The sequence below is a fragment of the Citrobacter sp. RHBSTW-00944 genome (genome assembly GCF_013615435.1).
In the GTDB taxonomy this organism is placed as follows: domain Bacteria; phylum Pseudomonadota; class Gammaproteobacteria; order Enterobacterales; family Enterobacteriaceae; genus Citrobacter; species Citrobacter braakii.
The window spans coordinates 4,663,910-4,677,961 of sequence record NZ_CP055418.1 but is presented as its reverse complement, the minus strand read 5'-3'; the positions used below and the strand labels follow the sequence as shown (position 1 = coordinate 4,677,961).

At 52.9% G+C, this 14,052-nt stretch carries 15 protein-coding genes; 13 read left to right on the top strand and 2 right to left on the bottom strand.

Annotated elements, in window-relative coordinates; all coding sequences use genetic code 11:
* The first annotated feature begins 81 nt into the window (after nucleotides 1–81).
* Complete coding sequence (gene nudE / locus HV334_RS22800) at nucleotides 82–642, top strand: ADP compounds hydrolase NudE (RefSeq protein WP_016157636.1); 561 nt, start codon at nucleotides 82–84, stop codon at nucleotides 640–642.
* A 58-nt stretch (nucleotides 643–700) separates the two neighbouring features.
* Here nudE and mrcA read toward each other — a convergent pair whose 3' ends face one another.
* Nucleotides 701–3,253: a peptidoglycan glycosyltransferase/peptidoglycan DD-transpeptidase MrcA gene (gene mrcA, locus HV334_RS22795; protein ID WP_181220928.1), complete on the bottom strand. Its 2,553-nt coding sequence runs from the start codon at nucleotides 3,251–3,253 to the stop codon at nucleotides 701–703.
* Between the two features lie 120 nt (nucleotides 3,254–3,373).
* On the opposite strand from mrcA, the gene HV334_RS22790 reads away from it, so the two are divergent.
* The 12 genes from HV334_RS22790 (at nucleotide 3,374) to trpS (ending at nucleotide 13,536) form a co-directional block, all read left to right on the top strand.
* Nucleotides 3,374–4,153, top strand: a complete 780-nt coding sequence (locus tag HV334_RS22790) for a hypothetical protein (RefSeq protein WP_016157634.1) — start codon at nucleotides 3,374–3,376, stop codon at nucleotides 4,151–4,153.
* On the top strand, nucleotides 4,153–4,692 hold the full coding sequence (locus HV334_RS22785) for a PilN domain-containing protein (RefSeq protein WP_181221938.1): 540 nt from the start codon (nucleotides 4,153–4,155) through the stop codon (nucleotides 4,690–4,692). Before HV334_RS22790 ends, HV334_RS22785 begins: the two co-directional genes overlap by 1 nt.
* Nucleotides 4,676–5,131 carry a hypothetical protein gene (locus HV334_RS22780; protein ID WP_181220927.1) on the top strand — a complete coding sequence of 152 codons (456 nt, stop codon included), beginning with the start codon at nucleotides 4,676–4,678 and terminating at the stop codon, nucleotides 5,129–5,131. Before HV334_RS22785 ends, HV334_RS22780 begins: the two co-directional genes overlap by 17 nt.
* The gene (locus HV334_RS22775) at nucleotides 5,121–5,534 is read left to right on the top strand and encodes a HofP DNA utilization family protein (RefSeq protein WP_049283087.1); all 414 of its coding nucleotides are present in this window, start codon (nucleotides 5,121–5,123) and stop codon (nucleotides 5,532–5,534) included. Before HV334_RS22780 ends, HV334_RS22775 begins: the two co-directional genes overlap by 11 nt.
* Nucleotides 5,437–6,684: a DNA uptake porin HofQ gene (gene hofQ, locus HV334_RS22770; protein WP_181220926.1), complete on the top strand. Its 1,248-nt coding sequence runs from the start codon at nucleotides 5,437–5,439 to the stop codon at nucleotides 6,682–6,684. Before HV334_RS22775 ends, hofQ begins: the two co-directional genes overlap by 98 nt.
* 404 nt (nucleotides 6,685–7,088) lie before the next feature.
* Nucleotides 7,089–7,610: a shikimate kinase AroK gene (aroK, locus tag HV334_RS22765; RefSeq protein WP_003023552.1), complete on the top strand. Its 522-nt coding sequence runs from the start codon at nucleotides 7,089–7,091 to the stop codon at nucleotides 7,608–7,610.
* 57 nt (nucleotides 7,611–7,667) lie between these two features.
* Nucleotides 7,668–8,756, top strand: coding sequence for a 3-dehydroquinate synthase (gene aroB / locus HV334_RS22760; protein ID WP_016154788.1), 1,089 nt, complete (start codon nucleotides 7,668–7,670; stop codon nucleotides 8,754–8,756).
* Between the two features lie 96 nt (nucleotides 8,757–8,852).
* Nucleotides 8,853–10,139 carry a cell division protein DamX gene (gene damX, locus HV334_RS22755; RefSeq protein WP_153689954.1) on the top strand — a complete coding sequence of 429 codons (1,287 nt, stop codon included), beginning with the start codon at nucleotides 8,853–8,855 and terminating at the stop codon, nucleotides 10,137–10,139.
* A gap of 117 nt (nucleotides 10,140–10,256) precedes the next feature.
* The gene (dam, locus tag HV334_RS22750) at nucleotides 10,257–11,093 is read left to right on the top strand and encodes an adenine-specific DNA-methyltransferase (RefSeq protein ID WP_016154786.1); all 837 of its coding nucleotides are present in this window, start codon (nucleotides 10,257–10,259) and stop codon (nucleotides 11,091–11,093) included.
* Nucleotides 11,094–11,110: 17 nt separating this feature from the next.
* Nucleotides 11,111–11,788, top strand: a complete 678-nt coding sequence (rpe, locus tag HV334_RS22745) for a ribulose-phosphate 3-epimerase (RefSeq protein WP_003023561.1) — start codon at nucleotides 11,111–11,113, stop codon at nucleotides 11,786–11,788.
* The gene (gph, locus tag HV334_RS22740) at nucleotides 11,781–12,539 is read left to right on the top strand and encodes a phosphoglycolate phosphatase (RefSeq protein WP_016154785.1); all 759 of its coding nucleotides are present in this window, start codon (nucleotides 11,781–11,783) and stop codon (nucleotides 12,537–12,539) included. Before rpe ends, gph begins: the two co-directional genes overlap by 8 nt.
* Nucleotides 12,532–13,536: a tryptophan--tRNA ligase gene (gene trpS / locus HV334_RS22735; protein WP_016154784.1), complete on the top strand. Its 1,005-nt coding sequence runs from the start codon at nucleotides 12,532–12,534 to the stop codon at nucleotides 13,534–13,536. Before gph ends, trpS begins: the two co-directional genes overlap by 8 nt.
* A gap of 314 nt (nucleotides 13,537–13,850) precedes the next feature.
* Here the strand turns inward: trpS and HV334_RS22730 are convergent, their stop codons facing one another.
* A complete protein-coding gene (locus HV334_RS22730) occupies nucleotides 13,851–14,021 on the bottom strand; it encodes a YhfL family protein (protein ID WP_016154783.1) in 171 nt (56 codons plus the stop codon).
* Between the last annotated feature and the right edge of the window lie 31 nt (nucleotides 14,022–14,052).

Below are 14,052 nucleotides of genomic sequence, written 5' to 3'. Positions count from 1 at the left end.
TAAATAAACGGCAATTCACATTGCCGAAACCGTGCGGTATATCGCACAATAACCCCAGATTTCACAGCAAAGATCCTCACAATGAGCAAATCATTACAGAAACCCACGATTTTGAAAGTGGAAACCGTCGCCCAATCCCGGCTGTTTAAAGTCGAAAGCGTGGACCTTGAGTTCAGCAATGGCGTACGCCGCGTTTATGAACGTATGCGCCCGTCCACGCGTGAAGCGGTAATGATTGTGCCGATTGTGGACGACCACCTGATCCTCATCCGCGAATACGCCGTCGGGACCGAATCTTACGAACTGGGTTTTTCCAAGGGGTTAATCGATCCTGGCGAAAGCGTGTATGAAGCGGCGAATCGGGAGCTGAAAGAAGAGGTGGGGTTTGGCGCAAAAGATCTGACGTTTTTAAAGAAACTCAGCATGGCGCCGTCCTATTTCTCCAGCAAAATGAACATCGTGGTGGCGGAGGACTTATATCCTGAATCGCTGGAAGGTGATGAGCCTGAACCATTACCGCAGGTGCGCTGGCCGCTGGCGCATATGATGGACCTGCTGGAAGATCCTGATTTTCACGAAGCGCGTAATGTGAGTGCGCTGTTCCTCGTGCGCGAATGGCTGAAAGGACAAGGGCGGCTTTAATTTCTCTTCACGAATAATAAAAAAGGCGCCGAAGCGCCTTTTTTTGAACGGTCAGGGATCAGAACAGTTCGTGTGTCTCACCATTATCGATAATGGTCGTCCCCACCTCATGCACCGCCTGTTGCGTCGGCTGAGTGCCTTCAATGAAGTATTCTGCGCGGCTGTTGCCACCGCTTGCCAGTTGACCGGTGCTGCGATCGATATTGACCGTCACGATACCCGGCGGCGGCGTCAGCGGCTGCTCAGGCACGCCTTCCAGCACGGACTTCATATAGGCATCCCAGGCAGGCTGTGCGCTCTTTGCGCCGCCTTCGTAGCCGGAGATCTGGTCTTTGATCGCCCCAGAAGCCGTCGTGTGTCCGAGATTGCGGCGATGGTCATCAAACCCGATCCATACCGACGTCACCACGCCTGGCCCGTAGCCGGAGAACCATGCATCTTTAGAGCTGTTGGTGGTCCCGGTTTTCCCGCCGATATCATGGCGCTGTAAATCGCGACCTGCACGCCAACCGGTTCCCATCCAGCCCGGCTCACCAAAGATATTGGTATTCAGGGCGCTTTTAATCAGGAAGGCCAGCGGCGTGTTGATCACGTGTGGAGCGTACTCCTGCGTTCCGCTTTGCGCGACCAGCGCCTGGTTTGCCTGCTCAAGCTGAGGCATAGGCACGGAGGCATTCTGCTGTTCCTGCGAGACGGCGACATCTTCGACGTTACTGTTTTCCAGCACGTTAGATTTCTGGGTATCACCATAAATCACCGGAATATCGCATTCCGGACAGGCAATTTTCGGCTTCGCCTCGAAGATAACGCCGCCCATATCGCTTTCGATTTTACTGATGAAATACGGATCGACCAGGAAGCCGCCGTTAGACATCACTGCATAACCGCGCGCCACCTGCAACGGCGTGAACGAGGCAGAACCCAGCGCCAGCGACTCGGTGTGCACAATGTTCTGTGCCGGGAAGCCGAAACGTTGCAGATACTCTGCCGCGTAATCCACGCCCATCGCGCGCATGGCGCGTACCATCACCACGTTTTTCGACTGACCCAGCCCCTGACGTAAGCGGATAGGACCGGCGTATTGCGGTGGTGAGTTCTTCGGCTGCCAGTCGGAACCCGCTCCGGCATCCCAACGGGAGATCGGCACGTCGTTAAGCATGCTCGCCAGCGTCAGACCTTTATCCATCGCGGCGGTATACAGGAATGGTTTGATGTTGGAACCCACCTGGCGTAACGCCTGGGTTGCACGGTTAAACTTGCTCTGGTTGAAGTCAAAACCACCGACCAGCGCCAGCACCGCGCCGTTTTGCGGATTGATGGAGACCAGTGCGGAGTTGACGTCCGGTACTTGCGCCAGCCACCAGGAATCGCCAACCTGGCGTACCCAGATTTGCTGCCCGGTTTGCACCACATCAGTCACTTTGCGCGGCGTCGGGCCTTGCTGGGTATCCGAGCGGTAAGGACGCGCCCAGCGCATGCCATCCATCCGTAATGACACTGACGTACCATCCGCCAGCGCGGCAATGGCTTCCTGCGGATTGGCGCTGGTAACAACCGCCGGTAGCAGGGGACCATAAGTCGGTAGCGCTTTCAGCGTATCGGTGATTTTCTTGCTGTCCCAACTGCTTTCGCCCACTTTCCACAGCACGTTCGACGGGCCGCGGTAACCGTGGCGCATGTCGTAATCCATCACGTTGTTACGTACTGCCTGCTGAGCAGCCTGCTGTACTTTGCGCGTAATGGTGGTGGTGATGCGATACCCGTCCTCATAGGCTTTCTCGCCATAACGGTTATACATCTCCTGGCGCACCATCTCAGAGAGATACGGCGCGGAGAAGGCGATTTCCGGCGCGTGGTAGTTGGCGTCAATGGCTTCGCCGCGCGCCTGATCGTACTGGGCCTGCGTGATGTAGTTTTCGCTCAACATACGCGACAGTACGACGTTACGTCGCGCGGTTGCCCTTTCCATCGAATAGAGGGGGTTGAAGGTTGACGGCGCTTTTGGCAGACCGGCAATCACCGCAATTTCACTTAAGCTGAGCTGATCAACCGTCTTACCGAAATAGACCTGCGCGGCAGCACCTACGCCATAAGCGCGATACCCCAGGTAAATCTTGTTCAGATACAGTTCGAGGATCTCATCTTTACTCAGCAGTTGTTCAATGCGGATCGCCAGGAACACTTCTTTGATCTTACGCATCAGCGTACGTTCCGGGCTCAGGAAGAAGTTTCTCGCCAACTGTTGGGTAATGGTGCTGGCCCCTTGCGATGCATGGCCGGAGAATAGCGCGACGCTGGCAGCACGGAAGATCCCCACCGGGTCTACCCCGTGGTGCTCATAAAAACGACTGTCTTCGGTAGCGATAAAGGCTTTAACCATTACCGGCGGCATCTGATCCAGGGTGACCGGGATTCGACGTTTCTCGCCATATTGCGCGATAAGCTCGCCATCAGCGCTGTAAACCTGCATCGGGATCTGTAAACGCACATCTTTGAGCGTCGCGACGTCAGGTAATTGCGGCTCAATATAGCGATAGAGGCCATAAATCGAGCCTGCTCCCAGCAGGATGCAACATACTGCAAGGATTAATAAATACTTTACGAACTTCACTGGAGATTTCCCATTTAGTGGCATTTGGGCAGTTTATAAACAAACGCGCGGTAGTATAAAGGCAAGCCAGACGCATTGATATACCCGTTAAAGCAACGGGTGATAAGGAGATCATCAGCAATGGCTTTCAATATCTGGAAAATTGGTCTGCATATTCAGCAACATGAAGCGCTGGCTGTCGCCGTAGTTCACGACGCATCCGGTTGGTTTCTCCAGCGCTGGTGGCGTATACCGCTGACGCCTCAGGTTATCGTCGATGGCCACATTCGCGAGCCTGAACAGCTTGTCGCAGCGCTACTGCCGTGGAGCCGGGAGCTTCCTCGCCGACACCATATTCATCTCTCTTTTCCTGCCAACAGGACGTTACAAAAAAAGTATCCTCGTCCGGAAATGATGCTGCGCGAGCCGGAGCAAGCCGCATGGTTATCCGGTTCGATGGCGCGTGAGCTGGATATGGCGCCGGATGCGCTGCATTTTGATTATAGCGAAGACACGTTAAGCCCGGCGTTTAACGTCACTGCCGCGCAAAGCAAAGAGATTTCAGCGCTTCTGACGCTTATCCAAACGTTGAAGGTTCAGGTTACGGCGATTACGCCGGATGCCAGCGCGTTACAGCGATTTATACCTTACCTGCCAGAACGTCATCAGTGTCTGGTATGGCGTGATGACACCCAGTGGCTATGGGCGACCCGTTCGGCATGGGGGCGTAAATCAACGGGCGATATTGGCTGTATCGACGAGCTTGCCGCGACATTATCGCTTTCCACGACAGCCATTGCGCTATGCGATCCCAGCGGCTTCGATCCTTTAAGCGTGGTGTCTGTACGCCAGCCGCCAATTCCAACGCAAAGCCATCGCTTCACCATTGCACTGGGACTCGCTATGGGAGGCACATGTTGATGATAGCGACCATCAATCTTCTGCCCTGGCGCCAGACGCGACGTCGCGCCTGCCTACGCTTCTGGAGTGTTTTATTTGGCGCTTCGCTACTGCTTAGTAGCGGCGTGTTGTTGCGCTATTACAGCGTTTTGAGCGTAGAAAACCAGGTCGAATTGTTGTTAGCGGATGCCGAAAAGACGCGGGCCGAGGCTTTAATGGCGCTAAAGCCGCGTGTGCAGCAGCGCCAGCAACGATGGCAACAGGTTCAAGCGCGGAACAAACAGCGTGAGCAGACCCGAAGCTGGCAGCGGGTTTTGCATGGGCTGGCGGAATTACTGCCAGAGCAGGCGTGGTTAACAAAAATAACCTGGCAGCAGGAGACACTGGAACTGACGGGAAACACGCTGAGCTTTGCCGCGCTGAAGGCGCTGGAAGCGCAATTACGCCAACTGCCGCTATTTAAATTGGGTAGCCCTGGCGAAACGCAGCAGGATGCGCAGGGACGCTGGCAATTCCACTATCGACTGATGCGGAGCGGTGCGCATGAAAACGCTTTGTGATAGCTGGTTAGCGCAGTCGCCGCGCTTTCGGCTCATCTGCGGCGGTGGCTGGATGCTGGGACTGCTCATCGTCGTCATGTTATGCCTCAGCTCCACCGCGCAGAAACGGGTTATGCAACAAGAGGCGCTAAATCAGCAACGAGCGGCCATTCAGGCACAATGGCGAAATTTATATTTGCTGGCGGCATCGCCAGAAGAGCCTGAAGAGACGCAGCTTCCGTTCTCCCCGCTGCTGTTTCAGACTCCTCTTGCACATCTTATCCACTGGCAACCCTCCGCACAGGGCGGAGAAATGACGCTGAAGCCAGGCTGGGATGTCATCCCGCAGATGTTTGACCAATTAGCGGAGCAAGGGATGAACGTCAGCCGGTTTTCTCTTTACGCAGAAGGTGCGGAGCTGCTGTTAACACTACAACTGGAGCGCCTGAATGATGGTTGAACGCTGGCTGTTGGCGTGCGTAAGCGTACTGATACTCACCGGTATGCGTAATCCCTTCCTGCCGCCGGAGGACCGTTGCCAAATTGCTGAGCTGTCGACATGGCGCTATCAGGGAATATTGAGCCAGGGCGCGCGACCTATTGGCATTGTTCAGGATAGCCAGAAAAAATGGCAGCGGGTTGAGCGAAATGATGTCCTGAAAAACGGTTGGACGGTTACGCAGATAACGGCCCAGAGCGTAACCCTCGACACAGGGAAAAACTGCGAGCCGTCGCAGTGGCAGTGGCAACGACAAGGAGCGATAAATGAAGCGATGGATGGCATGGATAGTACTCGTACTGGTGGTCGGGATTCAGAGCGTACTGGCGGCGAAATCACAAAACGTGACGCTGGTGGTCGATGATGTGCCGGTGGTGCAGGTATTGCAGGCGCTGGCCGAACAGGAAAAGAAAAACCTGGTAGTTTCACCGGATGTCAGCGGTGTGCTGTCACTGCATTTGACGGATGTGCCCTGGAAGCGGGCATTGCAAACGGTGGTGAAAAGCGCCGGGCTGGTATTACGCCAGGAAGGCAACATTCTGCATGTGCATTCTGTTCAATGGCAGAGTGAAAATGCGGCTCGTCAGGACAATGAGCAGGCACGGCTTCAGGCCAGCCTGCCGTTGGAACATCGCAGTATCATTTTGCAATATGCTGATGCCTCCGAGCTGGCAAAAGCCGGAGAAAAGCTGCTCAGCGCTAAAGGAAGCATGACGGTGGATAAACGCACCAACCGCTTACTGCTGCGTGATAATAGCGTTGCGCTTAACGCACTGGAAACGTGGGTGGCGCAAATGGATCTGCCGGTTGCACAAGTCGAACTGGCGGCGCATATCGTGACGATTAATGAAAAAAGCTTGCGTGAGCTGGGGGGGAAGTGGTCGCTGGCTGACGCACAGCAATCGGGGGCTGTGGGGAACGTCACAACGCTTGCCAGCGATCTTTCTGTATCCACAGCCACATCCCGTGTGGGATTTAACATTGGCCGTATTAACGGTCGTTTACTCGAGCTGGAGCTGTCTGCGCTGGAGCAAAAACAGCAGTTGGACATCATCGCCAGTCCACGCTTACTGGCTTCTCACCTGCAACCTGCCAGTATTAAGCAGGGTAGTGAGATCCCTTATCAGGTCTCCAGCGGTGAAAGCGGCGCGACATCCGTCGAGTTCAAGGAAGCTGTATTAGGGATGGAAGTCACGCCCACCGTATTGCAGAAAGGACGAATCAGACTAAAACTGCATATCAGCCAGAATGTTCCCGGGCAGGTGCTACAGCAGGCGGATGGCGAAGTTCTGGCTATTGATAAGCAGGAGATTGAAACTCAGGTCGAGGTAAAAAGCGGCGAGACGATTGCGCTGGGCGGGATTTTTTCACATAAGAATAAATCCGCAGCCGACAGCGTGCCGCTGTTAGGCGACATCCCCTGGCTTGGCTCTCTCTTTCGTCATGATGGTAAAGAAGACGAACGGCGTGAATTAGTGGTTTTTATTACGCCCAGACTGGTTTCAACGCAATAACTTATGCATGAAAAGCCGTTGTTTTTGCACTGAACACGTTTCAGAGATTTGACGTGCGGGTGTATTTAGCATACAAGGAGTACCGATTTGAGTGTCGGTACTTTTCTTTACTTATGCGGCAGTAAATACGCTTTGCCTTTCTGGTGGTGTGTCATAGGCTTATTTGGTGTCATTTGGCTGCGCAATACGTCGGCAGGTCTGATGTTTGCAGGGTAGCATGCCTGCCACGACCAGAAATGCGTAAGGTTTGGTGATTTATTCAGTTGCCAAACCCGCTTGAGTATTGAGATAATTTTCAGTCTGACTCTCGCAATATCTTATGAGGTTTCAGTTCATGTCCTGCTGCGCTGAGTGTCTGCGAAGCGGGTTTACCATTAACGAATAGTCTTAGTAGTACCGAAAAAATGGCAGAGAAACGCAATATCTTTCTGGTTGGGCCTATGGGTGCCGGAAAAAGCACTATTGGGCGCCAGTTAGCTCAACAACTCAATATGGAATTTTACGATTCTGATCAAGAGATTGAGAAACGAACCGGAGCTGATGTGGGCTGGGTCTTCGATGTAGAAGGTGAAGACGGCTTCCGTGATCGCGAAGAAAAAGTCATCAACGAGTTGACGGAAAAACAGGGTATTGTGCTGGCAACTGGCGGTGGCTCTGTTAAATCACGTGAAACACGTAACCGTCTTTCCGCGCGTGGCGTCGTGGTCTATCTTGAAACGACAATTGAAAAACAACTTGCGCGAACTCAACGTGACAAGAAACGCCCGCTGCTGCAGGTAGAATCGCCGCCTCGTGAAGTTCTGGAAGCGTTGGCTGACGAACGCAATCCTCTGTACGAAGAGATTGCTGACGTGACCATTCGCACCGACGATCAGAGCGCAAAAGTCGTAGCAAACCAGATTATTCATATGTTGGAAAGCAACTAATTCTGGCTGAATACACACTCGTCTGCGGGTACAAGTAACTAAGGTGGATGTCGCGTAATGGAGAGGATCACAGTCACTCTCGGGGAACGTAGTTACCCTATCACCATCGCGGCTGGTTTGTTTAATGAGCCAGCTTCATTCTTACCGCTGAAATCGGGCGATCAGGTTATGTTGGTGACCAACGAAACCCTGGCCCCCCTTTATCTCGATAAGGTTCGCGGCGTACTTGAACAGGCGGGTGTTAACGTTGATAGCGTTATCCTTCCCGATGGCGAGCAGTATAAAAGCCTGACGGTTCTGGATACGGTTTTCACTGCGTTACTGCAAAAACCGCACGGTCGTGATACCACGTTAGTCGCACTTGGCGGCGGCGTGATAGGCGATCTGACCGGTTTTGCGGCAGCCAGCTATCAGCGTGGTGTTCGTTTTATTCAAGTCCCGACAACCCTGTTGTCGCAGGTCGACTCCTCCGTTGGCGGCAAAACCGCCGTAAACCATCCCCTCGGTAAAAACATGATTGGCGCGTTTTACCAACCGGCGTCCGTGGTGGTGGATCTCGATTGTCTGAAAACGCTTCCTGCGCGTGAGCTGGCATCGGGGCTGGCGGAAGTGATCAAATACGGCATCATCCTTGACGGTGAATTTTTCAGTTGGCTGGAAGAAAATCTGGATGCGTTATTGCGTCTGGATGGTCCGGCGATGGCGTACTGTATTCGTCGTTGTTGTGAGCTGAAAGCAGAAGTTGTCGCAGCGGACGAGCGTGAAATGGGCTTACGTGCTTTACTGAATCTGGGACACACGTTTGGCCATGCGATCGAAGCTGAAATGGGTTATGGCAATTGGTTACATGGTGAAGCCGTTGCAGCAGGTATGGTAATGGCTGCTCGTACGTCAGAACGTCTTGGACAGTTTACCTCCGCTGATACGCAGCGCATCATTACGCTGCTGCAGCGAGCGGGCTTGCCGGTCAATGGACCGCGTGAAATGTCCAGCGAGGCTTATCTGCCGCACATGCTGCGAGATAAAAAAGTGTTAGCGGGAGAGATTCGTTTAGTGCTTCCGCTGGCATTAGGGAAGAGTGAAGTGCGCGGCGGAGTGTCGCACGAGGTGGTTCTTAACGCTATTGCTGATTGCCAGCCGGCGTAACAACAAGAAAGGTCTGGCTTGCGTTGCGAAACGTAGGTCTTTTAGCTTCAGGTTATGTGCAAAGTCGTAAGCATTAACCTTTGAGTGGGGTGTTAAATGGATGAATTCAAACCAGAAGACGAGCTGAAACCCGATCCCAGCGATCGTCGTACTGGTCGTTCTCGTCAATCGTCTGAACGCGATAATGAGCCGCAAATCAATTTTGATAATGTTGATCTGGATGCTGACGATCGCCGTCCTGCGCGCGCACGTAAAGAGCGTGAAGAAGAACGGGACATTGAAGAAGAGTATGAATCTGAGGACGATGACGTGGATGAAGAGCGTGTAGAACGCCGTCCGCGCAAGCGTAAGAAACCCGCCAGCAAGCCTGCCTCTCGTCAGTATATGATGATGGGTGTCGGTGTCCTGGTGCTGTTGCTGCTGATCATCGGTATCGGTTCTGCGCTGAAAGCCCCCTCATCATCTCCCAGTGAGCAGGCTGGATCTGGCGAGAAGAGCATTGATCTTTCTGGCAACAACGCGACGGATCAGGCGAGCACGACTACGCCTGCAGCAGGCGCTGAGCAGACCGCTGGCAATACCCAGCAGGATGTTTCCCTACCGCCGATTTCCTCTACCCCAACTCAAGGTCAGACACCTGCGGCAACTGAAGGCCAGCAGCGTGTTGAAGTGCAGGGCGATCTGAACAACGCTCTGACGCAACCGCAAGGCCAGGAGCAGGTTAACAATGTAGTGGTTAACTCTACGCTGCCGACCGAACCTGCGACCGTTGCGCCAGTTCGTAATGGTAATGCTGTGCGCCAGACTGCGAAAACGGAAACGGCTGAACGCCCTGCTGCGACACACCAGGAACGTAAACAGGCTGTTATTGAGCCGAAGAGCAAACCGCAAACTACGGTGAAAGCGACGCAGACAGAGCCGAAACCTGTTGCTCAGGCAAAACCAACTGCAACTGCGCCGACGACCACAACCAAAGCACCTGTGGTTACCGCTACGCCGAAGGCGACCGTTGAGCCGAAAGCAACCGCGACTACAACGCCTGCGCCAACTGCGACGGCAACAACGTCAACGCCTGTTGCTGGTGGAGCGAAAAGTGCAGGAAATGTCGGAGCGTTAAAATCTGCGCCGTCCAGCCATTACACGCTGCAGCTCAGCAGTTCTTCTAACTACGACAACCTTAACGGTTGGGCGAAGAAAGAAAACCTGAAGAACTACGTGGTGTATCAGACGACGCGTAACGGTCAACCGTGGTATGTTCTGGTAACAGGCGTGTATGCGTCTAAAGAAGATGCGAAACGTGCAGTGTCTACGCTCCCCGCCGATATTCAGGCGAAAAATCCGTGGGCAAAACCGCTGCACCAGGTTCAGGCCGATTTGAAGTAAGATAGGATATGTTCTGCAATGGTTTGCTGTTTCGCCCAATTGCGGGACAAAGACTAAAGCGCAGGATGCTGTCGGAGCTTTCTCCACAGCCGGAGAAGGTGTAATTAGTTAGTCAGCATGAAAAAAAATCGCGCTTTTTTGAAATGGGCAGGGGGAAAATACCCCCTGCTTGATGATATCAAACGGCATTTACCTCAGGGTGAATGCCTGATTGAACCTTTCGTGGGTGCCGGGTCGGTGTTTCTCAACACCGACTTTTCTCGTTATATTCTTGCCGATATCAACAGCGACCTCATCAGTCTCTATAACATCGTGAAGACACGTACCGATGAGTATGTGCAGGCTTCACGTGAGCTGTTTATGCCTGAAACTAATCAGGCTGAGGTGTACTATCGGTTCAGAGAAGAATTTAATGCCAGTCAGGATCCGTTCCGCCGTGCAGTACTGTTCTTGTATCTGAACCGCTTTGGTTACAACGGATTGTGCCGTTATAACCTGCGCGGCGAGTTTAATGTACCGTTTGGTCGTTATAAAAAACCTTACTTCCCGGAAGCCGAGTTGTACCATTTTGCTGAAAAAGCGCAGAATGCGGAGTTCCATTGTCTCTCCTATGAAGAGTGCATGGACCGTGCGGATAGCAACTCTGTGGTCTATTGTGACCCGCCTTATGCACCGCTTTCGGCGACGGCAAATTTCACCGCGTATCATACCAACAGCTTTAGCCCAAAAGAGCAGGCGCATCTGGCCGAGATGGCAGAAAAGCTGGTCAGTAAGCAGATCCCGGTGTTAATTTCGAACCATGACACGCCCGATACCCGCGAATGGTACCGATCGGCGAAACATTTTCAGGTCAAAGTGCGGCGCAGCATTAGCAGCAATGGCGGCACGCGTAAAAAGGTGAACGAACTGCTGGCACTGTATAAACCAGGAGTTGTAACGCCTGCGAAGAAATAATTCTCAAGGAGAAGCGGATGAAACAGTATTTGATCGCCCCCTCAATTCTGTCGGCTGATTTTGCCCGCCTGGGTGAGGACACCGCGAGAGCGCTGACTGCCGGTGCCGACGTCGTACACTTCGATGTCATGGACAATCACTACGTACCGAATCTGACCATCGGCCCGATGGTACTGAAATCGCTGCGTAAATATGGCATTACTGCCCCGATTGACGTTCATCTGATGGTGAAACCGGTCGATCGTATTGTCCCGGACTTCGCCGCCGCCGGCGCGAGCATCATTACTTTTCACCCGGAAGCCTCCGAGCATGTCGATCGCACTTTACAGCTGATCAAAGAGCATGGCTGTAAAGCGGGCCTGGTGTTTAACCCGGCAACACCGCTGAGCTATCTGGACTACGTCATGGATAAGCTCGATGTGATCCTGCTGATGTCCGTTAACCCAGGTTTTGGCGGGCAGTCCTTTATCCCACAAACGCTGGATAAGCTGCGCGAAGTGCGTCGTCGTATTGATGAATCTGGCTACGATATTCGCCTTGAAGTGGACGGCGGCGTCAAGGTGAACAACATTGGTGAAATCGCGGCGGCGGGTGCAGATATGTTTGTCGCAGGCTCTGCTATTTTCGACCAACCAGACTACAAAAAAGTCATTGATGAAATGCGCAATGAACTGGCGAAGGTAAGTCATGGATAAGTTTCAGGATATTCGGGGGGTTGCATTTGACCTCGACGGTACGCTGGTCGACAGCGCGCCGGGATTAACCGCAGCGGTGGATATGGCGCTGTATGCGCTGGAACTGCCGATTGCCGGTGAAGAACGCGTTATCACCTGGATTGGCAACGGTGCAGATGTACTGATGGAGCGCGCGCTGGCGTGGTCGCGTCAGGAGCGCGCCACACTACGTAAGACAATGGGTAAACCGCCCGTTGATGATGATATCCCAGCCGAAGAACAGGTGCGTATTTTGCGTAAGCTGTTCGACAGATACTACGGCGATGTCGCAGAAGAGGGGACATTCCTGTTCCCTGATGTTGCCGACACGCTGGGCGCGATGCATGCGAAAGGATTGCCGCTGGGTCTGGTGACCAACAAACCGACCCCGTTTGTCGCGCCATTGCTTGAGGCGTTAGATATCGCCAAATACTTTAGCGTGGTCATCGGTGGTGACGACGTGCAGAATAAAAAACCGCATCCGGATCCGCTACTGCTGGTAGCAAGCAAGCTTGGCATCAAGCCTGAGCAATTGCTCTTCGTAGGGGATTCACGTAATGATATTCAGGCGGCAAAAGCTGCTGGCTGTCCGTCCGTTGGTCTGACTTATGGCTACAACTACGGCGAGTCGATCGCGCTGAGCCAACCCGACGTTATTTACGACCGTATTAATGAACTACTGCCCGTTCTCGGGCTTCCGCATAGCGAAAATCAGGAATCAAAAAATGACTAAGCCCATCGTTTTTAGTGGCGCACAGCCCTCAGGTGAATTGACCATTGGCAACTATATGGGTGCGCTGCGTCAGTGGGTGAGCATGCAGGATGACTACCATTGCATCTACTGCATCGTTGACCAACATGCCATCACCGTTCGTCAGGATGCTCAGCAGCTGCGTAAAGCAACGCTCGATACGCTGGCGCTGTATCTGGCATGCGGTATCGATCCTGAAAAAAGCACCATTTTCGTCCAGTCTCATGTACCGGAACACGCACAGTTAGGTTGGGCGCTGAACTGCTACACCTATTTCGGCGAGCTGAGCCGTATGACCCAGTTCAAAGACAAATCCGCACGCTATGCGGAGAACATCAACGCCGGTCTGTTTGATTATCCGGTGCTGATGGCGGCAGACATCCTGCTGTATCAGACCAACCAGGTACCGGTTGGCGAAGATCAGAAACAGCATCTGGAACTAAGCCGCGATATCGCCCAGCGCTTCAACGCCCTGTATGGCGACATCTTCAAAGTGCCTGAGCCGTTCATTCCTAAATCCGGTGCGCGCGTGATGTCGCTACTGGAGCCGACGAAGAAAATGTCCAAGTCGGATGACAACCGCAACAACGTGATCGGCCTGCTGGAAGATCCGAAATCCGTGGTTAAGAAAATCAAACGTGCGATGACCGACTCCGAAGAGCCGCCTGTTGTACGCTACGACGTGCAGAATAAAGCGGGTGTTTCCAACCTGCTGGATATCCTCTCTGCCGTTACCGGCCAGAGCATTCCGGAGCTGGAACAGCACTTTGAAGGCAAGATGTATGGTCATCTGAAAGGTGAAGTCGCAGAGGCCGTTTCCGGCATGCTGACCGAGCTTCAGGAGCGTTATCACCGTTTCCGTAACGATGAAGCTTTCCTGCAGCAGGTGATGAAAGATGGCGCTGAAAAAGCCAGCGCACGCGCGTCTGTTACGCTGAAAGCGGTTTACGAAGCGATTGGTTTTGTCGCCAAGCCGTAATGCGCTCTGCGTTGCTGAAGAAACCGGGTTCTACCCGGTTTTTTTTCGCCTGTTCGCTGGCGAATCTCAAAAAAATATGAAGCGCCTCGCCGTTTGCATATTTCCTTATATCAATCACTTTAATGAAGATATAAATACTCAATTTACTGAGAATATAAAATGCGTCGGATATTTATCAAGAGAGAGGAGGGACTGACAACCCTGGCCCGCTACCTGCTCGGCGAGAAGTGCGGTAGCGTGTGAATGAGTATCTAACCTATAAATATAAAAACCGGGGGTTTCCCGGTTTTTTTGTATCTGCGCAATCGCTTCTGTTACAGATCTGCAGCCGGGCCACAGCCACCAATAATTTTAGAAATAGAAATTGCCGGATGCAGGAAGTAATCGTAGGTGCAGTTATCTTTTTTGTTATCAACATGACCAGTACACGCGGTCAGCGTAGCCAGAACACCAGCAACGATAGTGATTTTTGCAAATTTCAGCATGTTAAAATCCTTGTAAGATATCTATTTTTAA